Below are 26340 nucleotides of genomic sequence, written 5' to 3' on the forward strand. Positions count from 1 at the left end.
TATTCCCCAAGCGCTGTCATTATCTTTTCCATGTAATCAAAAAGCCAAATAGAGTTGAGCGCTACCTGGCTCTATCCATTACGCGCTAATCTCATCCTTACGAGCACGTCGTCTTTGGTTCATCGCTAAACCAATTAAAATGAGTAGGGCCGGTAAGAATACCCACTCTTTCATTGGTCGTTCTGCATCTTGGATTACAGATTTAATTTCCCAATCAAAGTCAATGCCAGCGGCTTCAGCTGGGCTACCAAATTCAACCATATCGACAATCATCTTGCCTTCAGTTTCTGTCAGCATTAAGCCCATTGAAGCGATGCGGTCTTCACTTGTTGTTGCAGAATCTTCAAATGGAAGACGAACTGTTTTCTCAGAATAGTCACCTTCTAAGTTCTCGCCACCCACTCTTAACTCCACAGATTGTCCCACAGATAGGTTTTCTGTGATTTGAGCTATCTCAACTCCAGGTGAAAGAACTTTCGCTGGATAGATCATGTCCCACCAGAAACCAGGGCGGAAGAACGAGAAAGTCAGAACCAACAATAGTATTGTTTCCCACCACTTGTTTTTGGTAAACCACCAACCTTGTGTAGCTGCGGCAAAGATAAGTACCGCAGTCACAGAAGATAAGATGGTTAGCGCTAAATGCCACCATGAGTCAATGCCCATCAATAGTAGCTGAGTGTTGAAAATAAACATGAATGGTAAGATCGCAGTACGGATATCGTAGGTGAAACCTTGAATACCTGTGCGAATTGGATCTGATTTCGCAATCGCTGCCGCTGCAAAAGCCGCGAGACCAACCGGAGGCGTATCATCCGCAAGAATCCCGAAGTAGAACACGAACAAGTGAACGGCAATCAGTGGAATGATTAGGCCGTGTGCTGCGCCTAGGGTAACAATTACTGGGGCCATCAGTGTTGATACGACGATATAGTTTGCTGTGGTTGGTAAGCCCATACCTAAGATTAAGCTGATTACCGCAGTAAATAGCAGCATAAGAATGATGCTACCACCTGAGATAAATTCAACGAAGTCGGTCATCACAAGGCCGATACCGGTCAGCGTTACCACACCGACAACCGTACCAGCAGCCGCTGTTGCGACACCGATACCTATCATGTTACGTGCGCCTGAAACCAAACTCTCTGCTAAGTCAACGAAGCCCGCCTTAGTTTGTTCAGCAAGATCGTTTGATTTGTTCATCAGAGTCATTAAAGGACGTTGAGTGAGCAAAATAAAGATCATGAATACCGTTGCCCAGAAGGCAGAAAGACCTGGAGAGAATCGCTCTACAGTCAGACACCAAACAAGAACCACGATAGGCAGTAAGAAGTGCAGGCCAGATTTAATGGTTGGGCCTGGATCTGGTACTTCGGTTAGTTCGGCATCGATTTCCATGCCGCCTTCAGCTGCGTATTTTGCTGATACGCGAACCAGAGCAACATAAGCGATCAATAGCGCCACTGTTACTATTGGTGTTGCAGCATCACCAAAGACATCTTTCGTCCAACCGACACCGTAGTAAACCGCGGCACTGATAACACACAGACCTAAAATGGTCCCCGTGAAAGACAGTAGGCTCTGTACGATAGTTGGCGTGCGGCGACGAGGTAGACCGGTCATACCTGCTTTACATGCTTCTAGGTGAACAATGTAAATCAGAGCGATGTAAGAGATCAGAGCGGGCAGTAGCGCGGCTTTGATAACTTCTACATACGAAATGCCCACATACTCAACCATCAAGAAGGCTGCAGCACCCATAATAGGTGGTGTTAATTGACCATTGGTTGAAGCCGCAACTTCTACCGCACCTGCTTTAGTGCCTGGGAAACCAACGCGCTTCATTAGCGGGATAGTAAAGGTACCCGTGGTTACCACGTTTGCAATAGATGAACCTGATACCAAACCAGACAGGCCTGATGCTACAACGGCTGCTTTTGCTGGACCGCCTTTCATGTGACCAAGTAGTGAGAATGCGACCTTGATGAAGTAAGCACCAGCGCCAGCACGTTCTAGCATTGCACCAAACAGTACAAACAAGAATACGAATGACGTTGATACGCCAAGTGCCACACCGAATACACCTTCAGTTGTCAGCCACAGATGCGACATTGCCTTGTTCAGGCTCGCACCTTTGTGGGCAATAACGTCTGGCATGTGAGGGCCGCCAAAGGTGTAAAGTAGGAATACTGCTGCCACAACCATAAGAGGTGGACCCAAAGCGCGTCGTGTTGCTTCAAGTAGTAAAACCATACCGAATACGGCCGCAACAATATCGAATGTTGTTGGTGCGCCTGAGCGTTCAGCGAGCTGAGTATAGAAAATATAGATATAAGAAGCTGAAAAGCTACCTACAAGCGCTAATATCCAATCGACTGCGGGGATGCGATCCCTAGGCGAATTCTTCATGGCTGGATAAGCGGTAAAGGCTAGGAAAATAGCAAACGTAAGATGAATTGCTCGAGCTTCAGTGTCGTTTAAAATTGCGAAGTTAAAAATGAACGGCAGCGGAGATGCATACCAAAGTTGGAACAGTGACCAACATAGAGGCACAAACCATAAAATACGGCCTTGGATACCACGAGGGCTACGCGCACCAGTGTCTGATTGTGCCACCATTTCTTGCACATCTGGAGACGGTGATGTTGTCTGCGTCATGTACTTTATCCTTATTATTGATGGTCTGCCTTTCTTGAGAACAATGAGACGTTACTTACTCCCTATCTAGTGTAGTGAACTGGTAGGGAAATGCGTCTTTGTTTGTCTTAGGCTTGATATGAAGGTAAGTCCTCCAATTTGGAGAAACTTAAAGGCTTGTCATTTTTCTCTTAGGTTATTTTTATAAACATGAAAAGCCAATAAGGAGGGTGTGCCTCCTTATTGGTTGAGTAGGTTTAAGTAGAGTTACTTAAGAAGACCTACTTCTTTGTAGTATTTTACTGCACCAGCATGAAGTGGGATGGAGATACCCGCTTTAACCATGTCTTCTTTCTTCAGGTTTGCAAATGCAGGGTGTAGGCGCTTGAAAGTGCTGAAGTTTTCAAATACAGCCTTAGCAACGTTGTATGCCACTTCTTCAGAAACGTCTGAAGTTGTTACCATAGTTGCAGCAACACCGAAGCTATTTACGTCAGCGTCTGTACCACGATACATACCTGCTGGAACTGTACTGTATGCGTAATATGGGTTTTCAGCGACGATTTTGTCGATCTGAGGACCTGTTGCTGAAACCAGTTTTGCATCACAAGACGTTGTTGCTTCTTTGATTGATCCGTTCGGGTGACCAACCATGTAGATGAATGCATCAATCTTGTTATCACAAAGTGCTTGTGAACGCTCAGAACCTTTCAGTTCAGAAGCAAGTTTGAAGCTGTCATTAGTCCAACCCATAGCGTCCATTACAACACCCATGGTTGCACGGTCACCAGAGCCTGGGTTACCAATGTTTACACGCTTACCAGCTAGGTCAGACACATTGTTGATACCAGCATCGGTACGAGCGATGATGTTGAACGGTTCTGTATGTAGAGAGAACATAGCGCGAAGTTTCTTGTATTCGCCCTGATCTTTAAATTTACTTGTACCGTTGTAGCCGTGGTATTGCCAGTCCGATTGAACAACACCGAAATCTAGTTCACCAGCACGGATAGTGTTAACGTTGTATATTGAACCACCAGTAGACTCTACAGAACAACGAATGTTGTGGTCTTTGCGGCCCTTGTTCACTAGTTTACAAATTGCACCACCAGTAGGGTAGTAAACACCTGTAACTGAACCAGTACCAATTGTGATGAACTCTTGAGCGTTAACTGCGCCAGCGCCCATTACAGCTGCTGCAATAGCACCAACTTTAACAAGTTTGGTAAATGCCATGAATTTCCCTTCCTTTACTCATTATTAACCCTGAAACAAGTGTAGTCGTTTCTGGAGTTTCCTATTTGGAAACGGCATCTTTTTCAATCCATGTGATGAAAAAGTGTCTGAATAATATCAAAAATTGGCAGAAAATTACTCAAATGTTAAAAGGTATAGCTAAAAAATCTAACAAATGATGCATAGATCTCATGTTTAATTTGCTATTGAGCTTTTTAAAATCAATGGCTTAGTGTTATTGGCTTAGGGGAAGGTAGATATTCTAGGATGTGATTCGGATCACGAAGTAGATAGATATTCGTGATCCATTAATGCAATTGATAGCTGTGAAATTACCCAGCGTATTCAAACAGTTCGCACACGGAATCAAACAGTTGCTTAGTCGTCACTGCTAAGGTGGGAGTAATAAAGATAGTGTCATCGCCCGCAACTACGCCCAGTATGCCTTCTGACTTACCTAATGAGTCTAGCAAGCGAGCAATAAGTTGTGCGGCACCAGGACCCGTGTGTATCACAACTAACGCATTGTTGTGATCAATATCCAGTACTAATTCTCTAAGAGAGCTAGAAACGGTTGGAACCCCAAGCTCAGCAGGAAGGCAGTAAACCATTTCCATTTTTGCGTTGCGAGTTCGAACTGCACCAAACTTGGTTAACATACGCGAAACTTTAGATTGATTGATGCTTTCAAAGCCTTCGTGTTTGAGGGCATCAACAATTTCACCCTGCGATCCAAAACGTTCTTCTTTTAATAACGATTTAAAAGCGCGAACTAAGTTGTCTTGTTTTTCTGTATTGCGCATATGTCATTCTTATTCATTAACAAATATATTTGCATATTCTCGCATACATATTCAGATTTAGCCAAAATATCCCAACGATTTGTTAGTCATATCACTGTAAATATTTAATAGAATAATGTGTTATTTACGGCGGCTTATTTTGTTATTTCAGTCAATTATCGCCATAATGCGAATTCGCTGTGTAGCACGGTTTTATTGACTTGCGCGAAGTCGCAAAGCTGGCGTTAATTGATTGTAATCACTTTGTGATTAATATAGTTTTTTAACGATAATTTAGCTCAAGCACTACCCTACCCAAAATTTATAAGAGAAAGCTCTCAAGGAGAATAACAATGAAAGTAGCTGTTATTGGTGCCGCTGGTGGCATCGGTCAAGCCCTAGCCCTACTACTTAAGAACCGCTTACCTGCTGGTTCAGATCTTGCACTTTACGACATTGCACCGGTTACTCCGGGTGTCGCTGCTGATCTTAGCCATATCCCAACGCCTGTTTCGATCAAAGGTTATGCGGGTGAAGATCCAACACCAGCACTAGAAGGTGCGGATGTTGTGCTTATTTCTGCGGGTGTTGCTCGTAAGCCGGGTATGGATCGTGCGGATCTTTTCAATGTGAATGCTGGTATTGTTAAGTCTCTTGCAGAGAAAATTGCAGTTACTTGTCCTACTGCTTGTGTTGGTATCATCACTAACCCAGTAAATACTACTGTGCCAATTGCTGCTGAAGTTCTTAAGAAAGCGGGCGTTTACGATAAGCGCCGTTTATTTGGTATTACGACTCTTGATGTAATCCGCTCTGAAACGTTTGTTGCTGAATTGAAAGGTAAAGATCCAAGCGACATCCGTGTTCCTGTTATCGGCGGTCACTCTGGGGTTACGATCCTTCCTCTGCTATCTCAAGTTGAAGGTGTAGAGTTCACAGACGAAGAAATTGCAGCGCTAACAACTCGTATCCAAAATGCGGGTACTGAAGTAGTTGAAGCTAAAGCTGGCGGCGGCAGTGCAACACTATCGATGGGTCAAGCAGCTTGTCGCTTCGGTCTTGCTTTAGTGAAAGCGCTTCAAGGCGAAGAGAACGTAATTGAATGTGCATACGTTGAAGGTGAAGGCGAGCACGCACCGTTCTTCGCACAACCAGTGAAACTAGGCAAAGAGGGCGCAGAAGCGATCCTTAGCTACGGTGAGTTGAGCGACTTCGAGCGTAATGCATTAGATAGCATGCTAGAAACGCTAAATGGCGATATTGAGATTGGTGTTGAATTCGCTAAGTAAGCGATACAGCATTTAATTCAGTTTAAAATCGTTAGTTAATAGAGCCGATCATTATGGTCGGCTTTTTTGATCTTAGCATTTGTCCCATTCGTAAATAGTGTTTTAAAGATACGAGTGGAGCAACAGCGATGAGCCGTATTCAAAAAGGAATGAACGTACATTTTCATTTAGGTCGTTTAGGAAAGATCCTAGTTATAGATGAACAAGAACAATTTGCCTTGATCGAGTCTTATAACAGCCACGAGCAGTATGCTGTGCCGCTGGAAGAGATAGAAGAAGTTGAAGCTCAGCTTCCATTGTCGCTAGAATCGAGTCGCTATTGAAACTGGTTCGGATACCAATTTTGTTAGGATAAAAAAAAGAGCCCTAAGGCTCTTTTTGTCTATCTATATAAGACAGTGCTTTAAGATGGAGTGTTCATCTTAACTCGGTTACTTACTGCGTTTAACGGCCAAGTGTGCGAGGGTTATTAGGGCTTGCTTATATTCGGAATCAGGAACTACGGATAGTTCAGCAATCGCTTTATCTGCTTCTTCATACGCCTTATTCGTCGTGTATTCCAAAGAGCCTGTCTCTTTCATTACAGACATAATGTCGTCGAGACGTTCCATCCCGTTGGCTTTTTCAATCGCTTCACGAATCATGCTCGCTTGTACTGGAGCAGCGTTGTGCATAGCGTACAATAGAGGCAGTGTTGGTTTGCCTTCAGCAAGATCGTCACCAACGTTTTTACCCATCTCTTTACCATCAGCAGTGTAATCCATCACATCATCAATCAGTTGGAATGCAGTGCCTAGGTATTTACCGTAGTTTTGCATTGCCGTTTCGACTCCAGGTGAAGATTCTGAAAGAATTGCGCCGATTTGTGTCGCAGCCTCAAATAAGCGAGCGGTCTTAGAGTAGATCACCTGCATGTAGCTTTCTTCTGTGGTATCCGGATTGTTGCAGTTCATCAATTGTTGAACCTCACCCTCGGCAATCACGTTTACCGCTTCACTCATTAGCTCAAGGATCTTTAAGGATCCTAAGGTTGTCATCATTTGGAACGAACGAGTGTAAATAAAGTCACCAACCAAAACACTAGCGGCATTACCAAAAGCGGCATTGGCTGTGGCTTTACCGCGTCTCATATCCGATTCGTCGACGACATCATCATGAAGCAGAGTGGCGGTGTGAATAAACTCAATAAAGGCTGCAGAAGTAATATGAGCTTCACCTTGATAACCAAGTGCGCGAGCAGATAAAAGAGCAAGCAAAGGGCGTAGGCGTTTGCCACCACCGCTAACGATATAAAAACCAAGCTGGTTGATTAAACTTACGTCAGAATTAAGTTGGGCTTGAATTGTTTCATTCACTTTTGCCATATCATTGGCAGTAAGCGTTTGGATAGCTTTAAAATCCATTGTTCATCCGGCTGAAGTTAGACCCTGTAAGGCTTATACGTTGTGTTTAATTGTTGAATAATACACTAAAAAACGTTGATTAATACATCACTTAAAGGCATGATTGCCGCACTTTTCTTTGGCGAGCAGGTTTTCGCCAATTTTTTAAAAATATGGCTTGTCATAGCGGCATGATTCCCGTAGAATCTGCGCCCTATTGATTAGTTTAGCGCACACCCGAGTTGTACAAATAACAACCATAGGCTGTGCGGAAAAAGCGGAGTAAAATATGTACGCTGTTTTCCAATCTGGTGGCAAACAACACCGAGTAAGCGAAGGTCAAACACTTCGTTTAGAGAAATTAGACGTTGAAACTGGTGCAACTGTTGAATTTGATAAAGTTCTTCTTGTTGCTAACGGCGAAGAAATCGCTGTTGGTGCACCTCTTGTTGAAGGTGGCAAGGTTACTGCAGAAGTAGTACAACACGGTCGTGGCGATAAAGTAAAAATCGTTAAGTTCCGTCGTCGTAAGCACTCGCGTAAGCAAGCTGGTCACCGTCAGTGGTTCACTGAAGTGAAAATCACTGGCATTAACGCTTAAGTATTAGGAGAGTTTAACAATGGCACATAAAAAAGCTGGCGGTTCTACTAATAACGGCCGCGATTCAGAAAGCAAACGTCTTGGTGTTAAGCGTTTTGGTGGTGAATCTGTTCTTGCAGGTAACATCATCGTTCGTCAACGTGGTACTAAGTTCCACGCTGGCACAAACGTTGGCATCGGTAAAGACCATACTCTTTTCGCTCTTACTGAAGGTAAAGTGAAATTTGCAGTAAAAGGTCCTAAAAACCGTAAGTTTGTAAGCATCGAAGCTGAGTAATTTAATCTTTAACTAGATTATTTTATTAGCTTTCAAGCTGAATTCAAAAGCCCTGCCGATTCGGCAGGGTTTTTTATTTATAGCGAGAATAAAAAAGTAGATGCTCTTGCTTTGGTTTTGAGAAGTCGTTTGATTTTTTATAAACAGAAAGCAAAGAACCTCTCCTTATTTGTTCCCTGATTGCAGATCGATCTAGATCTTAGGTGATCGATCTAAACTCGGATCTGCTAGAATTTATATCACTCCTTGGTGAGTGGTAACGCAACGTAAGTGCGGAGTTGAAAAATGAAATTCGTTGATGAAGCGGTAGTAAAAATAGAAGCCGGTGATGGCGGTAATGGTACAGTAAGCTTTTGGCGCGAAAAGTTCGTCGCTAAAGGTGGCCCAGATGGCGGTGACGGTGGCGATGGTGGTGATGTCTACATCCAAGCAGATGAGAACTTAAACACACTGATTGATTATCGTTTCCAACGCTTCTACAACGCAGAACGTGGTGAAAACGGTCGTGGTGGTAACTGTACGGGTAAACGTGGTAAAGACACGACACTGAAAGTGCCTGTAGGTACTCGTGCCGTTGATATCCACACTAATGAAATTGTTGCTGAAGTTGCTGAACACGGCAAAAAAGTAATGGTGGGTAAAGGTGGTTGGCACGGTCTTGGTAATACGCGTTTTAAGTCGTCTGTTAACCGCGCCCCTCGTCAAAAGACAATGGGTACTAAAGGCGAAGTTCGCGAACTACGTTTAGAGCTTCTTCTGCTCGCTGATGTTGGTATGCTTGGCCTACCAAACGCAGGTAAATCTACCTTTATTCGTTCAGTATCTGCAGCGAAACCAAAAGTAGCGGATTACCCGTTCACCACTTTGATCCCAAGCTTGGGTGTGGTGAGTGTGGTGCCTGAGAAGAGCTTTGTCGTTGCCGATATCCCAGGTCTAATCGAAGGTGCAGCCGATGGCGCTGGTCTTGGTATTCGCTTCTTGAAGCACCTTGAGCGTTGCCGTGTTCTACTACACATGATCGACATCATGCCTATCGATGGTTCTGACCCTATTCAGAATGCGCTGACGATTATTGATGAGCTTGAACAATACAGTGAGAAAGTGGCACAGAAGCCTCGTTGGTTAGTGTTCAACAAAGTTGACCTAATGCCTGAAGAAGAAGCAGACGAAAAGATTCAAGAAATCATCGATGCTTTGGGTTGGGAAGACGAGTACTTCAAGATCTCTGCTGTGAACAAAATCGGCACCAAAGATCTTTGCTTCAAGCTCGGTGAGTTTATGGAAAACCTACCTCGTGAAGCTGTAGAAGTGGAAGAAGAAGAAAAAGTGGACTTTATGTGGGATGACTACCATAAAGATGCAATGAGTGGTAAGAATGTCGTTACTGAAGATGGTGATGACTGGGATGATTGGGATGACGAAGAAGATGACGGCCATGTTATCTATGTTCGTGACTAATCCTCGCCGTTTCTTATGAGCACTTTGGGCGCTTTTTCTCAGATAGGCTGATAATTTTATTAAACCGCAATGAAAATTGCGGTTTTTTTGTATCTGCATCATTATGTACTTCCTATTTTTAATGCAAAATTTATCTCTATATATTTAACGCCTATGGGAAGGGAATCATGGCATCAAAGCAAAGAGCGATCTCAAGACTCGTCGCTCAATCAGGACAAATGCTACTAGCACATGGTGCCGAAAGCACACTGGTTGGCGATATCATGCGTCGTATTGGTATCGCTTGTGGAGTAGATGAAGTAGAAGTCGCACTGTCAGCCAATGCGCTTGTTGTGACAACGATGATGGATGATCACTGTATTACCACCACTCGAAGCTGTGCTGACCGGGGTCTCAACATGCAGGTGATCACTGATATTCAGCGAGTTTGTATCATGATGGAGAAGGGGATTCTCGATTATGGACTGGCCTATAGAAAGATCCAAAAAATTAGCCCTGAACGCTACAATCGCTGGTTAGTTGTCATTATGATAGGTTTTTCGTGTGCTTCTTTTAGCCGCCTTGCTGGTGGAGATTGGCAGGTATTCATGATGACTTTTATTGCTTCAGCCTGCGGTATGATCGTCAGACAAGAGATTGGTCACCGTCACTTCAATCCGTTATTGAACTTCGCTATCACAGCCTTTGTTACTACTACGATTTCTGCTCAAGCGGTGCTTTATAATATTGGAGGCCAACCCACAATAGTGATGGCATCTTCAGTATTGATGCTAGTGCCGGGTTTTCCTCTCATTAATTCTGTTGCCGATATGCTTAAAGGTCATATCAATATGGGGTTAGCCCGTTTTACCATGGCCAGTTTATTAACTCTGGCAACCAGTTTAGGTATTGTCGCAGCGATGAGCCTGTCAGGCGTATGGGGGTGGGTGAGTTAATGAGTCTTTTTGAATTGTTGGTTGGTTTGCTCAATGATATGTTTTTTGCGGCGGTACCAGCGGTAGGGTTCGCTCTGGTCTTTAATGTTCCGCAGAGAGCCTTAATTTATTGTGCGTTAGGAGGCTCTATTGGCCATGGTAGCCGTTATTTGATGATGCACTTCGGTATTCCTATCGAATGGGCGACATTCTTTGCCGCGACATTGGTTGGCATGATAGGGGTACAGTGGTCGCATAAACTGTTAGCGCACCCTAAAGTATTTACGGTTGCAGCCTTGATTCCTATGGTCCCAGGTGTGTTTGCCTTTAAGGCTATGATTGCGATGGTTGAAATTAACCGAGCTGGGTACAGCCCTGAATTACTCGCTATTTTGATGGAGAACTTTTTGAAATCGATGTTCATTATCGCTGGGCTGGCGATTGGATTAGCGGTGCCTGGGCTGTTATTCTACCGCCGTAGACCTATCGTTTAGCGTTAATTTTCTTTTTAAGAACAGGACTTTCGATTTATGATCATCAGTATGATAGCAGCAATGGCAGACAATCGTGTCATTGGTAAAGACAACCAGATGCCATGGCATTTGCCTGCGGATTTCGCATGGTTTAAACGCTCTACAATGGGCAAACCAGTAGTGATGGGGCGTAAGACCTATGAGTCGATTGGACGACCTTTACCTGGTCGATTGAATGTTGTAATCAGTCGTGATGAGAATTTGAAAATTGAAGGTGTGACAACCGTTACTTCGATAGAACAAGCTTTAGATCTAGTCAGTGATGTTGAAGAGGTAATGATCATTGGTGGTGGTTCGATTTATGAAACTTGCTTACCTAAAGCTGACAAGCTTTACCTTACTTATATCGATTTAGCCGTTGATGGTGATACAAAGTTCCCTGATTGGGGAGAAGGTTGGAAGCAGAGCTTTCATGATACCTACCAAGCGGATGAGAAAAACAAACACAATATGGAATTTGTGATCCTTGAGCGTTAACTGTGGTTATTAATAGTTAGGTTCTGAAAAATACTTGCGTTACTGGTTCAGTAGCGCAAGCTTCTCGTAATTTCTATAGCGCAGCTTGAGTGAAAAACTGTTTGTCCTCCCAACGAAGTGCCGTTAGCTCTCCGCCCCAAACACACCCCGTATCAAGTCCAATAACGTCTTTTCCGTTATAACCTTCAAGTGCTGCCCAGTGGCCAAATAATACGGTTTTATCTAGCTGAACTCTTTGAGGAAGGTCGAACCAAGGGATGTATTCGTGGTCGGCCACCTCTTTTGGAGGAAGCTTGCAGCCCATGTCTAAACGTCCGTCAGGAAAGCAGAAGCGCATGCGTGTAAAACTGTTGATGGCGTATCTATAACGCTCTATATCGCTCAATTCTTTTGACCACAAGTCAGGAGAATTGCTGTACATGTTCTCAATCAACCACTTCCATTTTTTTGAGCGCAATAGTCCTGTGACCTTTTTGTTCTCTTTACGCGCTCGCTTGATTGTCCATTGTGGAGAAATACCAGCATGGGTCATGACAAATTGGTCATGCTCTTGCATTAAAGGCTGTTCTCTAAGCCATTCAAGCAACTCGTCTTTGTCATCAGCATCTAAAATAGGCTGAGTTTGATCTTTCTTCTTTGCTGGAAAAAGACCAAGCGAAACTGCGAGCAGGTGTAAGTCATGATTGCCCAGTACTACCTTCGAGGACTCTCCTAAAGACCGGATAAATCTGAGTGTCTCAAGTGACTTAGGGCCTCTTGCGACCAAGTCACCAGCGACCCACAAAGTATCTTTTTGCTTATCAAATTTGACGGTTTCAAGTAAGAGTTGAAGTTCGTCGAAGCAGCCTTGGATGTCTCCGACAATATAATTCGACAAAGTAATTTCCTATAGATGCTGGTGTATGTTCTTTATACTTGAAGCTGCAGCGTCGTTAACGGCGCAAGTTCACCCTAATCACATAGAAAGAATACCGATGATCATAGATATTCTTTCTTGTTACCTAACAGCAACTCCAATTATTTTTAGTATATAGCTAATTAAGAATGTTGGGGATCGCTAGCCTGAAAGGCTCGACTTCGGCTATAAAATCAATCCCCTTGTGGTCTGTCATAACATAATGACCTTGCATAACGCCTACAGGGGTTTCGATGACGGTACCACTTGTGTAGGTGTATTCGTCGTTGGCTTCAATAACAGGTTGCTGCCCAACGACACCATCACCTTCTATGGTGAGTTGCTTACCGTTAGAGTCGGTAATCAACCAGCGGCGAGACATCAGTTGCACCGTTGTTTTACTGAGGTTTTTTATCGTAATAATGTAGGCGAAGACGTAACGATTCTTCGTTGGCTCAGATTGCTCTGGTATGTATTTAGAGTGAACCTGGCATTTGATACAAGGCGTAGATATATCCATATTCGCACCTTTTATTGTTGGTATGCTGAGGGCGAAAGCCCCTAGAAGTGTTAAATAAAAAACAGGCTCCTTACCGAAGTGTAGGAGCCTTTTTATTTATTTGTCAGCGTTGTGGCTGTCGTACAACCAGTTCGCCATATCGACAAATTGCTCGAGCGTTAAATTCTCAGGGCGCATGCTTGGGTTGATACCTAGCTCTTCAAGCACTTCCTTATCGATTAAGCTCTTGTAGCAGTTACGAACCGTTTTACGGCGTTGGTTGAAGCCTTCACGACAGACTCGCTCTAGCCACTTGAGATCTTTTGCAGGGTAAGGTAGCACTTCGTATGGCTGAAGGCGCACGACTGCAGAGTCTACTTTCGGTGGCGGAACGAAGGCTGTTGGCGGCACTTCGAGCACAGGAGTCACTTTACAGTAGTATTGAGCCATGACAGTAAGACGACCGTAAGCTTTGCTGCCTGGCCCCGCTGCTAAACGGTTAACTACTTCTTTTTGAAGCATAAAGTGCATATCTTGTATGTCTTTATGGAATTCAAAAAGATGGAACATCAAGGGGGTAGAGATGTTGTATGGCAAGTTACCAAAGATACGAAGCTTGTTGTTGGGTTTCACGAGTTGTTCGAAGTCGAACTTCATCGCATCGCCTTCATGGATCGTTAACTTATCAGTAAGATCCGGATGGTTGCGCAGACGTTCCGCTAGATCTCTATCTAGCTCAATTACCGTGAACTTGTCGACAAGTTTACCAACTGGCTCTGTAATGGCACCAAGACCTGGGCCGATTTCAACTAAATTCTGACCTGGTAGTGGGTTAATGCCCGATACGATTCCATCAATAATGTATGGGTCGTTAAGGAAGTTTTGACCAAAACGTTTACGCGCTTTGTGCCCTAAGTGGACATCATTTTTCATTGCTTTTTCTCTACTAATTCAATGGCGTGCGTGAGCGCTGTTCTAAAGCTCCCTGTATCGGCTTGGCCTGTTCCTGCCAAGTCTAAGGCAGTACCGTGATCGACTGATGTGCGAATAAATGGTAAGCCAAGTGTGATGTTCACTGAGCGACCAAAGCCTTTGTATTTCAGTACTGGGAGCACTTGGTCGTGATACATACCTAAAACAGCATCTGCATCTTGCAAATATTTTTCATTAAAGATGGTGTCTGCTGGCAATGGGCCAACTAAATTAATACCATCCTTTTGGCGAATTTTTTCTAGCGTAGGAGTAATAGTTTCTATCTCTTCGTGACCTAAACAACCATCTTCGCCCGCGTGCGGGTTCAAACCACACACATAAATAGTTGGTTTCTCTATAGCAAATTTTTCGACCAAATCTTTATTCAGAATCGTAATAACTCGCTCTAATCTGTCTTCGGTCACGGCTTGAGATACATAAGCTAGTGGGATGTGTGTTGTTACTAGTGCAACACGCAGCCCTTCAGTTGCCAACATCATCACCACGAGCGGTGTATTGGACTTCTCTGCAAAAAACTCGGTATGGCCACTAAAAGCAACGCCAGCCCGGTTAATTACACCCTTGTGAACAGGGCCGGTGACAATAGCATCAAATTCATCATTCATACAGCCAATTGCTGCGGTTTCTAAAGTATTTAATACGTAATGGCCGTTGGCCTCGTTGAGTTGACCTGCAATGGTGCTTTCAGATAATGGAACGTGTTTCACAACCAGTGTGCCAGAGCGTTGAGGCTCCTTAGCTGCGGTTGCGTCGTAATCCAGAAACTCTACTTCGATACCGAGGAGCTTAGCTCGCTCCGCAAGTAGGGTCTTATCGGCACAAACCACAAGTTGATGTGGCCAGCTTTCTTGAGACAAGGCCAGAGTTAAATCTGGGCCTATTCCAGCAGGTTCACCCGCGGTAATGACAATACGTTTAGTTGTCATCTTGGTCTTCCTCAACTATTTCAACAAAGGCACTGGCTCTTATTTCTTGTAGCCAAGCGCCTGCTTCTTCATTGAACTTACGGTTAAATAGAATTTGGTAAGCTTTGTTTTTTAAAGCTGAATCGGTACGGTCGACTTCTCGACGGTCGAGTACTTCAACGATGTGCCAGCCATGAACCGTTTTAAATGGTGCACTGATTTTGCCTTCAGGCAATGTTTCTACTTGGTGTTTGAATTCAGGCACGTACAAATCAGGTGTCTGATAGCCTAATTCACCATCTTGAACTGCTGAGCCTGGATCTTGACTGTATTGCTGAGCGAGATCACCAAAGCTAGCTTCACCAGCGTTGACACGACGAGTGATCTCCTCAAGTTGCTCCTTTGCCCCGTCGTCACTTAAGATGACGGTCGGTTTAATCAATATATGGCGCGCATTCACTTCGGTAACGGCGACAGTCTCTAAGCCTTTTACGTCTTCAATTTTCAGGATATGGAAACCCACACCGCTGCGGAAAGGACCGATGATGCTGCCTTTATTCTGCATTTTGATTTGGTCTGCAAAAATGGTTGGCATTTCTTCTTTACGCATCCAACCCCAGTCACCGCCTTGCAGTGCTTTAGGACCTTTAGAGTAAGTATAAGCCATGGTGCTGAAATCTTTGCCTGAGTTGAGTGCTTCAACTAGCTCTTTAGCTTCAACTTCTAGCTCTTCTTTTGTTTGCTCGTCATTGAAGCGTAGTTGAATGTGTCCAATTTGGTATTGAACAGTGGCATTGGTCTCTTGCGCTAAGATATCCGTTAGGTTATCCACTTCTGCTGGAAGAATATTGATACGGCGACGAACTAAGGCGTTGCGAGCTTCGCTTGCTGCAATCTCTTTTCTTACTTGTTCACGAAATGCATTGTAGCTCAGGCCTTCTTCGGCAACTGACGCGGTAAGTTGTTCTACCGTTTGGTTGTTGTTTTCCGCGATGCCTACAATTGCTTGATCAAGTCGAGCATCATCAATACGAACACCGATACGTTCCGCTTCTTGAGTCTGAATGGTATCGATGATCAGCTTTTCCAGTACTTGCTCATTGAGTACATCTTGTGATGGTAATGTTTGACCGCTTTTCTTAGCGTTTGCGCGAAGTGTCTTCATCGAAGCGTCGATATCGCTTTGTAAGATCACGCCTTCGTTCACGATCACTTTTACGCTGTCGAGTTCAACCGGGGCTGCGTAGCTTGTTGATAAAGTACAAGCCGCTGCGATAGCAATTAATGTGCGTTTCCACAATGTCATGTGTAATCCTTTAAATTTATTGATGTTTTATCAATAAAGAAAATTAGTTGTTTAAGAAGAATGGACGGCCATAGCTCAATGCATTATCAGAGCTGCTTTCACCGACAGCGCCAGAATCTGAGCCAATGTTGGTACCAAAGCCGACAATACCGAAGTTCACGCTGAAGTTGTTTTCATAAACGGGTGACGCGTTCGATGTGTTGATGTAATCGCCTTCCCAGCTGCGTAATTGGTTGCTGTAGGTAAAGCCAATGTACCAACAATCTGATTTATAATTGATTCGAGCTAACCATTCGAGCTCTTCTTCGGTGGTCAAGTCATAGAAGTATTGAGCGCTTGCGTTCCATTTAGGTGAAATTTGGTAAGCACCGAGTAAACCAGCTTGAGAGATACCATCTTTAGTAATTGAGCCAATATTAAAATCAACGGTGTCTTCAATGTACTCTTTGGTTACATAGCGGTAGTTTGTTTGTATGTAACCGCCAGTAAAGCGATATTCAATAGTACTATTCGCAAGCTGCATTGCAGAGGTATCAATATCGTACTGTACACCACCGTGATAGAACAGGTAATCGTCGTAGTTAAAGTCAACCTCTACCGCCCAAGATGAATAATTGGAATTTTTACTTGAGTCATCATCATTTAAGTTTTGTTTAGTATCTTTATCGATATAAAAGATCTGCCCAAAAGAGATGTTAAGACGTTCTTTATACTCATCATCAAAAAAGCGAGATGAAGCTCCATAACTTACCTGGTTTGCTGAGGCAATACGGTCTACACCACTGTATTTACGGCTTCTGAATAGACCGTAATAATCCGTTTGCAGTAAAGTGGTGTCGTAACGACCAATGTTAGATTGATCTTCTTCCGGGACATAAAGGTATTGGACTTGTGGTTCGAGTGTTTGAGTGTAGTTGTCAACAATCGTGGTATCTCGTTCCAGAACGATACCAGCATGGCTTCTAAATTCAGGGATCACTCGACTTGCTGACTCTTCTAAGCCTTCATAATCAGACCCCGTACCAGTATCAACGCCATCAAGATCTTGTTGGTAGTATGTACCCAGTAATCGCGCTTCTGTTGTCCAAGTTCCCCAGGTATTTCCGACTGGGATAGTAATGCCAGGCTCAACGTGAACACGAGTAGCTGAAGGCTTACCTTTTGCGTCTGTATCGAACAACGAAACATGACTGATTAGATCAAAATCCAGGTACTTCATTACTTCAGGAGCATAATAGTTATACTCGAGTTGTGGCATGAGACGATAAGGCAAGTTATTGGTGGTTGTAAGGACTTGGAAATCTCGGACAAGTACAGAAGCATCCCAATTTTGAGAACGATACGTAGCTTGGCCTTCTTGAAGCAGTTGCCCATCTTCACGGTTACCAATACTGCTTGAGTTGACATCGGTAAAGTAATCGATATCACTCACTTTGGAGTAATCGAGTTCAAATAACCAAGATTGTTGGAATATTCCAGAGTGCTCTAGTTGAGCGCCCCAACGGTCGCCTTTTTCTTCGTATTTTTTATCATCAGGTAAGTACTCAGACTTGATACTACCCGAACCAAAGTCGCTCAAATATCTGAATTTACTGTTTAGTTGAGTACCACGCTCTTGCATGTACTTGAATGTGGTTTCCAAATCGTAGTTTGGCGCCAAGTTCCAATACACCGGGATTTCAGCTTCGAAACCATCGCTTGAACCGTACGAAACGGTTGGATACAAGAAGCCGGTTTTACGGGTATCGCCGACTGGTACGGTTAAATACGGTAAGTAAAAAACGGGAACACTTTGGATCTCAAAACGAGGGTTGTAAAAAGTGGCTTGTTCTTCGTCTTGGTCGACACTGATACTTGAGGCTCTTAGGCGCCAAGCGTTGTCGCCAATAGGGCAAGAGGTGATTGAGCCATCTTCAATTTCATAAACCGCTTTGCCTGTCTTAGATACGTATACAGCATCACCACGACCGGGCTCACAAAGAAATTCGTAATCGGTATTTTCTAATGTCATTTCGTCGGTAGTCAGATTGTTGGTTGCTCTGTCCGATACTGACTTTATTTGACCATCACTAAAGTTTACGTTGCCTTCAGCTACAACGATATTTTCTTGTTGGTGCAGGGTTACGTTATCGGCAAGGATTGTCTTGTTCCCTTGCGTAACGACTACGTCACCTGAATATATTGCCTTGTCACCATTGATAGCTTCTAAGCGATCTGACTCAACGTGAGCGGGTAGCTGTGTCTCGTTTTCTGCAGCGGGCTCGATCAAGCATTGATCTATAGAGGGCATTTCCTGCACACTACTATCGGTGATTGTTTCAGCTTGAGTTGTCGACACGTATAACGCCGTACTTATAGACGCGGCTAACAAGGTGCGGGAAAAAGATTGCATGAAGTTGAACTATCCTGTGTCACTAGATGAAGGGTTGATCTAGTATCAATCCAATTAATAAAGCATTTTCCTTATGATAAAGGAAATATTAGCATTCAGCATCATCAGACAGCATTACTCAGATAAAATTCATAGATAGAGAACACATAATGCAAATATTTGGCAAAATTTTGGGCGCTTTTTTTGGCTTTTTATTTGGAGGTCCGCTTGGTCTGATTTTTGGCCTATTTTTAGGACACCAGTTCGATAAAGCTCGTCGGTTGAACCAATCGGGTTTTAATAGTTCTGGTTTTGGCCGAGGGCCAAGCCAAGTAGAAAGGCAGAATGAGTTTTTTAAAGCCGCTTTTGCGGTTATGGGGCATGTCGCTAAAGCTAAAGGTCAGGTAACACCTGAAGAAATTCAGTTAGCTTCCACTATGATGGAGCGCATGAATCTGCATGGTGAACAACGTCAAGCCGCGCAAGATGCTTTCCGTGATGGTAAAGAGAGCGACTTTCCGTTAAGTGATGCGCTTGAACGCGTGAAGATTTCATCAGGCGGTCGTTTTGATCTATTGCAATTCTTCTTAGAACTGCAAATTTCAGCAGCGTTTGCTGATGGGAGCTTGCATCCAAGCGAGCGTCAGGTTCTCCATAAGATCGCTCAAGGGCTTGGTTTTTCTTCGGAACAACTGGATCGCCGCCTACAGATGCAAGAAGCGGCATTCCGCTTCCAGCAGCAAGGTGGAAGCTTTGGTGGTCAGCAAGGCCACGGACAGTCATCAGGTTGGCAACAGGCTTCGCAACAGAACCAGCTTGGCGATGCATATAAGGTTCTTGGTGTGAGTGAAAGTGCTGACGGTAAAGAGGTGAAGAAAGCCTACCGTAAACTGATGAATGAACATCACCCAGATAAACTGATGGCGAAGGGCTTACCGCCTGAGATGATGAATGTTGCGAAAGAGAAATCGCAAGAAATTCAGAATGCTTATGATCTGATAAAGAAGGTCAAAGGTTTTAAGTAGTTGAACACTAAACCGAGTAATAACAGAGTTACTCGGTTTTTTATTAAAAGGAATTATATGACGGTAACGTATCAGGATGTTCTAGAGTTTTGGTTCGATGAATTAACGCCTAAAGATTGGTTTACTGGCGGCGCCGAGATTGACGTTGTGATTGAGTCTCGATTTGCTGAACTGCATAAAGCAGCCGTTCAAGGTGAGCTATTTGAATGGCGACAAAGCGCACACGGGCGTTTAGCTGAGATTATCGTGCTTGATCAGTTTTCTCGAAATATTGGGAGAAACAGTCCGACAGCTTTTTCGGCTGATCCGATGGCGTTAGCTCTAGCTCAAGAGGCGGTAGCGGGTGGTTTTGATCACCAGCTTAACGAGCAACAAAAAAGCTTCCTGTATATGCCTTATATGCACAGTGAATCTTTGTTAGTCCATGAACAAGCCGTGGAACTCTTTTCTCAAACGGGATTAGAACATAATCTGGATTTTGAGTTTAAGCACAAGGTCATCATTGAGCGTTTTGGTCGCTACCCTCATCGTAATGAGGTGCTAGGGCGAGCTTCGACTCCCGAAGAAATTGAATTCTTGCAGCAACCGGGCTCAAGTTTTTAATCGTAGAAATATGCTCAAAGAATTGAGAAGAGGCTAGTGGTTAATCAAAACCTCTAGCCTCTTTTTTATTTCTCTTTAATGATGAACTTTAGCGTTAGCGCTAGTTTGCTTGGTTGAGCGACCAGTCGTAGTCATAACTGATGTTTTGAGTATTGGTTACTGCTTCAGTTCGATACTGGTCTAAGTGCTGAATAAGTTGTTTCTTCGTACCAAAATCCACAGCAAACCATTCGTAAATTGATGATAGTTGAAGCTTATTATTTGTAACCAGTACGCCTTTATCACTGTTTACAAACTCAGAGGCTGCTTGTTCGAGTAAAGCTTCGGTGTTGTCAGTCGTAAAGGCTTGAAGTTGTAGGTTAGGACAACCTAGGCTGGCACAGTTCACTGCATAATGAGTGCGTGGGTCTTGCCAAATAGGTCTTAGGATCCGGTGTTCAATATCATTGAGTGTCAGTGATTTACCATTGACGACGACTACATCATCTCCCCACGGCCCGAAACTAAATAGTCCGCCAAGTTTAGTTATGGATTTGATCGGGTAGGCATCAAGAATCAAATCGACAGTCACGGCGTTATATAGATTAACCCAGTAGGCATACTGCTCCGCTTTTGAATAGTCGAGCGGATTCACCTGTTCGAGTTGCTTGATGTATTGCTTAAGTTTGGTCTTATCGGCAGTGTTCACCGCTTTATATCTAACTAACGTATTTTGCCCCTGTTTAACCAAGTAGCTATCGAGGAATTGCTGCCAATCTTGATGAGATACCTGTTCTAGGTTGGTATCGTCGCTTTGCTTCCAGTATGGCCAAAGATCGGATTTAGGCGCAGACCAAGCTAAGGTTGAGAAAAGTAGGCTGACAATAAAAAGTAGTTGTTTCATGGCATTCTCCTGATGACTGACTACTAAGACCTTAAGGCTTACCATTTTCTTTCATTGCTCTTCATTTAAATAAACATATGAAGTTAAGTTAAAAGCTTAGCCAAATAAAAAAGGTTGGCACTAGGCCAACCTTTAGATTTATTCAGAAACGTCTGATTATTTCAGGAAGTTAGGAATCTTAGCTTCAAACTCAGAGATCTTATCGGCGTGTTGAAGTGTAAGGCCGATATTATCTAAACCATTCAGTAGGCAGTGACGACGGAACTCATCAATTTCAAATGAGTACTCTTTACCATTCGCGCTCACTTTCATTGCTTCTAGATCAACCGTGATTTCTGCGCCTTCGTTCGCTTCTACGAACTGGAATATTTCATCGACTTCTTGCTCTGTTAGGCGAACTGGCACCATTTGATTATTGATTGAGTTACCGTAGAAAATATCGGCAAAGCTCGGGGCAATAATCACTTGAATACCGTAATCGGCCAGCGCCCAAGGAGCGTGTTCACGAGATGAACCACAACCGAAGTTTTCGCGAGCCAGTAGAATAGAGGCGCCTTGATAGCGTGGTGCGTTCATTACAAACTCAGGGTTTGGTTGCTGTCCTGCATCATCTAGGAAGCGCCAATCGTGGAACAAGTGTTTACCAAAACCAGTACGGTTTACTTTCTGTAGAAACTGCTTTGGAATGATTGCATCAGTATCGATGTTGGCCGTATCTAGAGGAACGACTAATCCGGTGTGTTGTTGAAAACCTGACATGTTAAATCCTCTAATTAAAGTTCACGAATATCGACAAAGTGACCAGCGATCGCTGCTGCTGCGGCCATTGCTGGGCTAACTAGGTGCGTACGACCATCACGGCCTTGGCGACCTTCAAAGTTACGGTTTGATGTAGAAGCACAGCGTTCTTGTGGACCTAGGCGGTCGTTGTTCATTGCAAGACACATAGAACAACCTGGCAAACGCCATTCGAAGCCTGCTTCGATGAAGATCTTATCTAAGCCTTCAGCTTCGGCTTGCGCTTTTACTTGTTCTGAACCCGGAACAATAAGCGCTTGAACGTGTTTCGCTACTTGACGGCCTTTCGCTACCGCTGCTGCTGCACGCATGTCTTCGATACGAGAGTTAGTACAAGAACCCACAAAGACTTTATCGACGTTGTAATCTGATAGCGATTTACCCGCTTCAAGGCCCATGTAAGCCAGCGCTTTTTCAGCCGATGCTTTTTCAACAGGGTCTGCGAAGCTTTCTGGTGCTGGGATTGGCGTGTCTACTGAAATAACCTGACCTGGGTTGGTACCCCAAGTGACTTGCGGCTTGATTTCAGCTGCTTCTAGCGTGACAACTGCATCGAATTCTGCGTCAGCATCGGTTTTCAATGTGTTCCAGTATTCGATTGCCGCTTCTAAGTCTTCGCCCTCTGGAGAGAATTTACGACCTTTGATGTACTCGTAGGTGATTTCATCCGGTGCTATTAGGCCTGCTTTAGCGCCCAACTCGATAGCCATGTTACACACCGTCATACGACCTTCCATCGTAAGGTCGGTAATCGCCTCACCACAGAATTCCACTACGTAGCCTGTACCGCCAGCGGCTGTTGTCTTGCCGATGATCGCTAACACGATGTCTTTTGCAGTAATGCCCGGAGCAACCTTGCCTTTTACTTCGATCTTCATGGTTTTAGCGCGTGCTTGTTTTAGCGTTTGAGTAGCTAGAACGTGCTCAACTTCTGAAGTACCGATACCGAATGCAAGAGAACCAAATGCACCGTGTGTTGCCGTGTGCGAGTCACCACATACGATGGTCATGCCCGGTAGCGTAATACCCAGTTCAGGGCCCATTACGTGCACAATACCTTGGTATTTGTGGTTTAGGTCGTAAAGCGTGACACCAAACTCTTCACAGTTCTTCGATAGCGTTTCCATTTGGATACGAGCCATCTCGCCAGAAGCGTTGATGTCTTTAGTTTGTGTCGATACGTTGTGATCCATGGTCGCGAAGGTTTTGCCTACTTGGCGAACTTTACGGCCCTTTTCACGCAGACCATCAAAGGCTTGTGGCGACGTTACTTCGTGGACAAGGTGACGATCGATGTAAAGAATGGGAGTTTCGCCTTCTGCTGCTACTGCAACGTGAGCGTCATAAACTTTCTCGTATAAGGTTTTTGCTTGCTGGTTTGTCGACATAGCTTTTCTTCCTTGGGAGCATCAGTCCCAGTGTGTGTTTCGAGCCAAGTCATGTGATTTAAGCTGACTTGGCTTGATATTATTCTTATGAACTTGCTTTAATTCGAGAGCGTCTAGCTTATGAAGCTAAGATATACTCTGCAATCTTGTCACCCATTTCAGAGGTAGTCAGTGCTTGGTTCTTACCTGCAAGGTCAGCGGTTAGCTCGCCTGCTGAAAGCGCTTTAGATACCGCAGTTTCGATATCTTGTGCTGCCGCTTCTTCGCCTAGGCTGTAACGAAGCATCAGCGCTGCAGAAAGAATTTGCGCGACTGGGTTCGCGATGTTCTTGCCTGCGATATCTGGTGCGCTGCCGCCTGCTGGTTCGTATAGGCCAAAGTTGCTTTCGTTCAAGCTTGCAGAAGGAAGCATACCCATAGAGCCTGTGATCATTGCGCACTCATCAGAGATGATGTCACCAAAGATGTTTGAACATAGCATGACGTCAAACTGAGATGGGTCTTTGATTAACTGCATGGTCGCGTTGTCGATGTACATATGGTTTAGCGTGACATCTGGGTAATCTTTTGCGATCTCTTCAACCACTTCACGCCATAAGATAGAGCTCTGCAGAACGTTTGCTTTGTCGATTGAGTAAACATTTTTGTTACGTAGACGTGCCGATTCAAATGCAATCTTTGCAATGCGTTCGATTTCGTAGCGGTGGTAAACTTCTGTATCAAACGCTTTTTCAGTTGCGCCTTCGCCTTCGCGACCTTTAGGTTGGCCGAAGTAGATGCCGCCTGTTAGTTCACGTACAACCACGATGTCAAAACCACGCTCAGAGATATCAGCGCGAAGTGGAGAGAAAGACTCTAAGCCTTTGTGGATTTGTGCCGGTCGTAGATTACAGAACAGTTGGAAGTGTTTACGTAGAGGAAGTAGGGCACCACGCTCTGGTTGATCGTTCGGTGGAAGGTGTTCCCATTTAGGACCGCCGACAGAACCAAAAAGTACCGCGTCAGATTCTTCACAGCCTGCTACTGTTGCTTCTGGAAGTGGACTGCCGTGATTATCAATCGCAATTCCACCAACATCATACTCTTCGCGAGAAAAGCTAATCGCGTGCTTCTTTTCGATCGCGTCTAGCACTTTATGTGCTTGTTGCATTACTTCTGGGCCAATGCCATCACCAGGTAGTACGGCAATTTTGTATGATTTATCTGTCATGTTAATCCTTTAATTCTTGTTACTGAGCTATGACAGCTCTTTAAAATTTTGTCCCTAAAGCCAATAACATCGGCTCTAGGGCTCTGTTATTGGGATATTAAACTGTCGCGATTCTTTGCTGTTTCATTTCTGCGATGGTGTCTGCGCGCTGAATGCTATTAATAACGTGCAGTAGCGCTTGACCAGAAGCTTCAACGATATCGGTTGAAACGCCCGTACCGTGGTACTTGCGGCCTTTATAGTTAGCAATAATATCGGCTTGGCCTAAACCATCTTCGCCTTCACCTTTTGCGGTTAGGTCGAATTTGTCTAGCACGATTTCATAACCCGTTAAGCGGTAGATGCATTGGTATAAGGCATCAACAGGGCCGTTACCAACAGCCGCTTCGCATTTCTCTTCATCTCCACATTGCAGTTTGATGCTGGTGGTGGACATAACACTACCAGATTGTACGCTTAGGTAATTCAGTTTATAGAAGTCGTCTTCATCACGCAGGTTTGCGAAGTGCATTAGTGCTTCTAGGTCGTAATCGAACACTTGGCCTTTGCGGTCAGCAAGCTTTAAGAAGTCTTCGTACAATGAATCTAGGTTGTACTCATTGTCTTTGTAACCCATAGCGTCCATGTGGCTCTTAACGGCAGCACGGCCACTGCGGCTTGTTAGGTTCAATGCCTTGTTTTTTAAGCCGATAGACTCAGGCGTCATGATCTCGTAAGTGTTTTTGTTCTTAAGCATGCCATCTTGGTGGATACCTGAAGAGTGGCTGAATGCGTTAGCACCAACGATTGCTTTGTTGTCTTGAATTGGCATGTGGCAAAGCTGGCTAACCAACTTACTGGTACGGTGAATTTCTTTGTGGTCCAAACCAGTATGAACACCTAATAGCTCTTGACGAGTTTTGATGATCATTGCGATTTCTTCTAAAGAACAGTTACCCGCACGCTCACCAATACCATTGATTGTGCCTTCAATTTGTCGTGCTCCTGCTTGAACGGCAGCAATTGAGTTAGCAACCGACATGCCTAAGTCATCGTGACAGTGAACAGATATGATCGCTTGATCGATGTTTGGTACGCGATCAAATAGCGTTTGGATAATGCCGCCGAATTCATTTGGTACTGTGTAGCCTACGGTGTCTGGAATGTTGATGGTTTTTGCGCCAGCGTTGATAGCGGCTTCAACCATACGACATAGGTTGTCGATAGGGGTACGACCGGCATCTTCACAAGAGAACTCAACATCATCGGTATAGTTACGCGCATGCTTTACCGCTTTCACTGCCATCTCGACAACATCGTCATAGCTGCGACGTAGTTTATCTTGTACGTGAACCGTTGAGGTTGAAATGAAGGTATGGATACGGAATTGATCTGCTACTTTTAGTGCTTCTGCTGCGGCGTCTATATCTTTGGCAATGGCACGAGAAAGCGCACAAATTCGGCTATCTTTGATGTGTTTCGCAATAGTTTGAACTGATTCGAAATCACCGGGAGAAGAAACTGGGAAGCCAGCCTCAATAACGTCCACACCCAGTCTCTCGAGAGCGTAAGCGATCTGTAACTTCTCTTTTACCGTAAGACTTGCTGCAAGAGCTTGCTCGCCGTCACGTAAGGTCGTATCAAAAATTATTACTTGATCGTTCATGGGTGCTTCCTTATATCGACAATAAATCGATTGCTATCCAAATTATTATTAAGAATGATGTTCTTTTAAAAGTGCCAGTTACAAAAAAACCCGCTCAGCGCGGGTTTTAATATTTGTGTAGTTCTTGACCCACAACTTACCCGCGCGATTGGTTCACGATAAGGAGAAGTTTCAGCAGTCGAGAAGAAGAAAAAATCATTACACAAATATCCGTAAATAAACTGTTAACACCA

Annotated in this window: 25 protein-coding genes; 10 read left to right on the forward strand and 15 right to left on the reverse strand. The window is 44.2% G+C overall.

Annotated features, from left to right (window positions below; all coding sequences use genetic code 11):
* Positions 1–78: 78 nt before the first annotated feature.
* The 3 genes from WR49_RS14650 to argR all read right to left on the reverse strand — a co-directional run bounded on the left by WR49_RS14650 (position 79) and on the right by argR (position 4676).
* Positions 79–2658: a TRAP transporter permease gene (locus tag WR49_RS14650; protein ID WP_046224514.1), complete on the reverse strand. Its 2580-nt coding sequence runs from the start codon at positions 2656–2658 to the stop codon at positions 79–81.
* 246 nt (positions 2659–2904) lie between these two features.
* Entirely contained in the window at positions 2905–3873 is a 969-nt protein-coding gene (locus WR49_RS14655) for a TAXI family TRAP transporter solute-binding subunit (protein WP_017055962.1), read from the reverse strand.
* A gap of 332 nt (positions 3874–4205) precedes the next feature.
* Positions 4206–4676 (reverse strand): transcriptional regulator ArgR, encoded by a 471-nt coding sequence (argR, locus tag WR49_RS14660; protein ID WP_017055963.1) that lies wholly within the window; start codon positions 4674–4676, stop codon positions 4206–4208.
* Between the two features lie 332 nt (positions 4677–5008).
* Between argR and mdh the strand changes: the two genes are divergently transcribed.
* Complete coding sequence (gene mdh, locus WR49_RS14665; RefSeq protein WP_017055964.1) at positions 5009–5944, forward strand: malate dehydrogenase; 936 nt, start codon at positions 5009–5011, stop codon at positions 5942–5944.
* Between the two features lie 128 nt (positions 5945–6072).
* Positions 6073–6267 carry a hypothetical protein gene (locus tag WR49_RS14670; protein ID WP_046224515.1) on the forward strand — a complete coding sequence of 65 codons (195 nt, stop codon included), beginning with the start codon at positions 6073–6075 and terminating at the stop codon, positions 6265–6267.
* A 108-nt stretch (positions 6268–6375) separates the two neighbouring features.
* On the opposite strand, the gene ispB is transcribed toward WR49_RS14670, so the two are convergent.
* Positions 6376–7347 (reverse strand): octaprenyl diphosphate synthase, encoded by a 972-nt coding sequence (gene ispB / locus WR49_RS14675; protein ID WP_046224516.1) that lies wholly within the window; start codon positions 7345–7347, stop codon positions 6376–6378.
* Between the two features lie 268 nt (positions 7348–7615).
* Between ispB and rplU the strand changes: the two genes are divergently transcribed.
* From rplU to folA, 6 genes are all read left to right on the forward strand, one after another.
* Positions 7616–7927, forward strand: coding sequence for a 50S ribosomal protein L21 (gene rplU, locus WR49_RS14680; RefSeq protein ID WP_004740823.1), 312 nt, complete (start codon positions 7616–7618; stop codon positions 7925–7927).
* Positions 7928–7946: 19 nt separating this feature from the next.
* Entirely contained in the window at positions 7947–8204 is a 258-nt protein-coding gene (gene rpmA / locus WR49_RS14685) for a 50S ribosomal protein L27 (RefSeq protein WP_004735905.1), read from the forward strand.
* A gap of 285 nt (positions 8205–8489) precedes the next feature.
* Positions 8490–9662: an Obg family GTPase CgtA gene (gene cgtA, locus WR49_RS14690; protein ID WP_017055967.1), complete on the forward strand. Its 1173-nt coding sequence runs from the start codon at positions 8490–8492 to the stop codon at positions 9660–9662.
* Positions 9663–9829: 167 nt separating this feature from the next.
* Positions 9830–10597 carry a threonine/serine exporter family protein gene (locus WR49_RS14695; protein ID WP_017055968.1) on the forward strand — a complete coding sequence of 256 codons (768 nt, stop codon included), beginning with the start codon at positions 9830–9832 and terminating at the stop codon, positions 10595–10597.
* A complete protein-coding gene (locus WR49_RS14700) occupies positions 10597–11070 on the forward strand; it encodes a threonine/serine exporter family protein (protein WP_017055969.1) in 474 nt (157 codons plus the stop codon). The genes WR49_RS14695 and WR49_RS14700 overlap by 1 nt, the downstream gene beginning before the upstream one ends.
* A 36-nt stretch (positions 11071–11106) precedes the next feature.
* The gene (gene folA, locus WR49_RS14705; RefSeq protein WP_046224517.1) at positions 11107–11586 is read left to right on the forward strand and encodes a type 3 dihydrofolate reductase; all 480 of its coding nucleotides are present in this window, start codon (positions 11107–11109) and stop codon (positions 11584–11586) included.
* A gap of 73 nt (positions 11587–11659) precedes the next feature.
* On the opposite strand, the gene WR49_RS14710 is transcribed toward folA, so the two are convergent.
* The 6 genes from WR49_RS14710 to lptD form a co-directional block, all read right to left on the reverse strand.
* Positions 11660–12463 carry a symmetrical bis(5'-nucleosyl)-tetraphosphatase gene (locus tag WR49_RS14710; RefSeq protein ID WP_046224518.1) on the reverse strand — a complete coding sequence of 268 codons (804 nt, stop codon included), beginning with the start codon at positions 12461–12463 and terminating at the stop codon, positions 11660–11662.
* Between the two features lie 157 nt (positions 12464–12620).
* Positions 12621–13001 (reverse strand): Co2+/Mg2+ efflux protein ApaG, encoded by a 381-nt coding sequence (gene apaG / locus WR49_RS14715; RefSeq protein ID WP_017055972.1) that lies wholly within the window; start codon positions 12999–13001, stop codon positions 12621–12623.
* 96 nt (positions 13002–13097) lie between these two features.
* On the reverse strand, positions 13098–13913 hold the full coding sequence (rsmA, locus tag WR49_RS14720; RefSeq protein ID WP_017055973.1) for a 16S rRNA (adenine(1518)-N(6)/adenine(1519)-N(6))-dimethyltransferase RsmA: 816 nt from the start codon (positions 13911–13913) through the stop codon (positions 13098–13100).
* Positions 13910–14899, reverse strand: coding sequence for a 4-hydroxythreonine-4-phosphate dehydrogenase PdxA (pdxA, locus tag WR49_RS14725; RefSeq protein ID WP_046224519.1), 990 nt, complete (start codon positions 14897–14899; stop codon positions 13910–13912). Before pdxA ends, rsmA begins: the two co-directional genes overlap by 4 nt.
* Entirely contained in the window at positions 14889–16184 is a 1296-nt protein-coding gene (surA, locus tag WR49_RS14730) for a peptidylprolyl isomerase SurA (RefSeq protein WP_046224520.1), read from the reverse strand. The genes pdxA and surA overlap by 11 nt, the downstream gene beginning before the upstream one ends.
* A gap of 43 nt (positions 16185–16227) precedes the next feature.
* A complete protein-coding gene (gene lptD, locus WR49_RS14735) occupies positions 16228–18576 on the reverse strand; it encodes an LPS assembly protein LptD (protein WP_046224521.1) in 2349 nt (782 codons plus the stop codon).
* Between the two features lie 149 nt (positions 18577–18725).
* Between lptD and djlA the strand changes: the two genes are divergently transcribed.
* Complete coding sequence (gene djlA / locus WR49_RS14740) at positions 18726–19580, forward strand: co-chaperone DjlA (RefSeq protein ID WP_017055977.1); 855 nt, start codon at positions 18726–18728, stop codon at positions 19578–19580.
* A 57-nt stretch (positions 19581–19637) separates the two neighbouring features.
* Positions 19638–20183, forward strand: coding sequence for a DUF924 family protein (locus WR49_RS14745; protein ID WP_017055978.1), 546 nt, complete (start codon positions 19638–19640; stop codon positions 20181–20183).
* Between the two features lie 100 nt (positions 20184–20283).
* Here the strand turns inward: WR49_RS14745 and WR49_RS14750 are convergent, their stop codons facing one another.
* The 5 genes from WR49_RS14750 to leuA form a co-directional block, all read right to left on the reverse strand.
* A complete protein-coding gene (locus WR49_RS14750; protein ID WP_046224522.1) occupies positions 20284–21066 on the reverse strand; it encodes a DUF547 domain-containing protein in 783 nt (260 codons plus the stop codon).
* A gap of 156 nt (positions 21067–21222) precedes the next feature.
* Positions 21223–21825, reverse strand: coding sequence for a 3-isopropylmalate dehydratase small subunit (leuD, locus tag WR49_RS14755; RefSeq protein ID WP_046224523.1), 603 nt, complete (start codon positions 21823–21825; stop codon positions 21223–21225).
* Positions 21826–21839: 14 nt separating this feature from the next.
* Positions 21840–23252 carry a 3-isopropylmalate dehydratase large subunit gene (leuC, locus tag WR49_RS14760; protein WP_046224524.1) on the reverse strand — a complete coding sequence of 471 codons (1413 nt, stop codon included), beginning with the start codon at positions 23250–23252 and terminating at the stop codon, positions 21840–21842.
* A gap of 118 nt (positions 23253–23370) precedes the next feature.
* Positions 23371–24462, reverse strand: a complete 1092-nt coding sequence (gene leuB, locus WR49_RS14765) for a 3-isopropylmalate dehydrogenase (protein WP_046224525.1) — start codon at positions 24460–24462, stop codon at positions 23371–23373.
* 97 nt (positions 24463–24559) lie between these two features.
* Positions 24560–26107, reverse strand: a complete 1548-nt coding sequence (leuA, locus tag WR49_RS14770) for a 2-isopropylmalate synthase (RefSeq protein ID WP_046224526.1) — start codon at positions 26105–26107, stop codon at positions 24560–24562.
* Positions 26108–26340: the final 233 nt, after the last annotated feature.

It is taken from the genome of Vibrio sp. ECSMB14106 (assembly GCF_000972265.1).
GTDB classification, from domain to species: domain Bacteria; phylum Pseudomonadota; class Gammaproteobacteria; order Enterobacterales; family Vibrionaceae; genus Vibrio; species Vibrio kanaloae.

Coding starts and splice junctions, on each gene's coding strand:
- WR49_RS14650 (WP_046224514.1), bottom strand. CDS start 2,658: ATGACGCAGACAACATCACCGTCTCCAGATGTGCAAGAAATGGTGGCA.
- WR49_RS14655 (WP_017055962.1), bottom strand. CDS start 3,873: ATGGCATTTACCAAACTTGTTAAAGTTGGTGCTATTGCAGCAGCTGTA.
- argR (WP_017055963.1), bottom strand. CDS start 4,676: ATGCGCAATACAGAAAAACAAGACAACTTAGTTCGCGCTTTTAAATCG.
- mdh (WP_017055964.1), top strand. CDS start 5,009: ATGAAAGTAGCTGTTATTGGTGCCGCTGGTGGCATCGGTCAAGCCCTA.
- WR49_RS14670 (WP_046224515.1), top strand. CDS start 6,073: ATGAGCCGTATTCAAAAAGGAATGAACGTACATTTTCATTTAGGTCGT.
- ispB (WP_046224516.1), bottom strand. CDS start 7,347: ATGGATTTTAAAGCTATCCAAACGCTTACTGCCAATGATATGGCAAAA.
- rplU (WP_004740823.1), top strand. CDS start 7,616: ATGTACGCTGTTTTCCAATCTGGTGGCAAACAACACCGAGTAAGCGAA.
- rpmA (WP_004735905.1), top strand. CDS start 7,947: ATGGCACATAAAAAAGCTGGCGGTTCTACTAATAACGGCCGCGATTCA.
- cgtA (WP_017055967.1), top strand. CDS start 8,490: ATGAAATTCGTTGATGAAGCGGTAGTAAAAATAGAAGCCGGTGATGGC.
- WR49_RS14695 (WP_017055968.1), top strand. CDS start 9,830: ATGGCATCAAAGCAAAGAGCGATCTCAAGACTCGTCGCTCAATCAGGA.
- WR49_RS14700 (WP_017055969.1), top strand. CDS start 10,597: ATGAGTCTTTTTGAATTGTTGGTTGGTTTGCTCAATGATATGTTTTTT.
- folA (WP_046224517.1), top strand. CDS start 11,107: ATGATCATCAGTATGATAGCAGCAATGGCAGACAATCGTGTCATTGGT.
- apaG (WP_017055972.1), bottom strand. CDS start 13,001: ATGGATATATCTACGCCTTGTATCAAATGCCAGGTTCACTCTAAATAC.
- rsmA (WP_017055973.1), bottom strand. CDS start 13,913: ATGAAAAATGATGTCCACTTAGGGCACAAAGCGCGTAAACGTTTTGGT.
- pdxA (WP_046224519.1), bottom strand. CDS start 14,899: ATGACAACTAAACGTATTGTCATTACCGCGGGTGAACCTGCTGGAATA.
- surA (WP_046224520.1), bottom strand. CDS start 16,184: ATGACATTGTGGAAACGCACATTAATTGCTATCGCAGCGGCTTGTACT.
- lptD (WP_046224521.1), bottom strand. CDS start 18,576: ATGCAATCTTTTTCCCGCACCTTGTTAGCCGCGTCTATAAGTACGGCG.
- djlA (WP_017055977.1), top strand. CDS start 18,726: ATGCAAATATTTGGCAAAATTTTGGGCGCTTTTTTTGGCTTTTTATTT.
- WR49_RS14745 (WP_017055978.1), top strand. CDS start 19,638: ATGACGGTAACGTATCAGGATGTTCTAGAGTTTTGGTTCGATGAATTA.
- WR49_RS14750 (WP_046224522.1), bottom strand. CDS start 21,066: ATGAAACAACTACTTTTTATTGTCAGCCTACTTTTCTCAACCTTAGCT.
- leuD (WP_046224523.1), bottom strand. CDS start 21,825: ATGTCAGGTTTTCAACAACACACCGGATTAGTCGTTCCTCTAGATACG.
- leuC (WP_046224524.1), bottom strand. CDS start 23,252: ATGTCGACAAACCAGCAAGCAAAAACCTTATACGAGAAAGTTTATGAC.
- leuB (WP_046224525.1), bottom strand. CDS start 24,462: ATGACAGATAAATCATACAAAATTGCCGTACTACCTGGTGATGGCATT.
- leuA (WP_046224526.1), bottom strand. CDS start 26,107: ATGAACGATCAAGTAATAATTTTTGATACGACCTTACGTGACGGCGAG.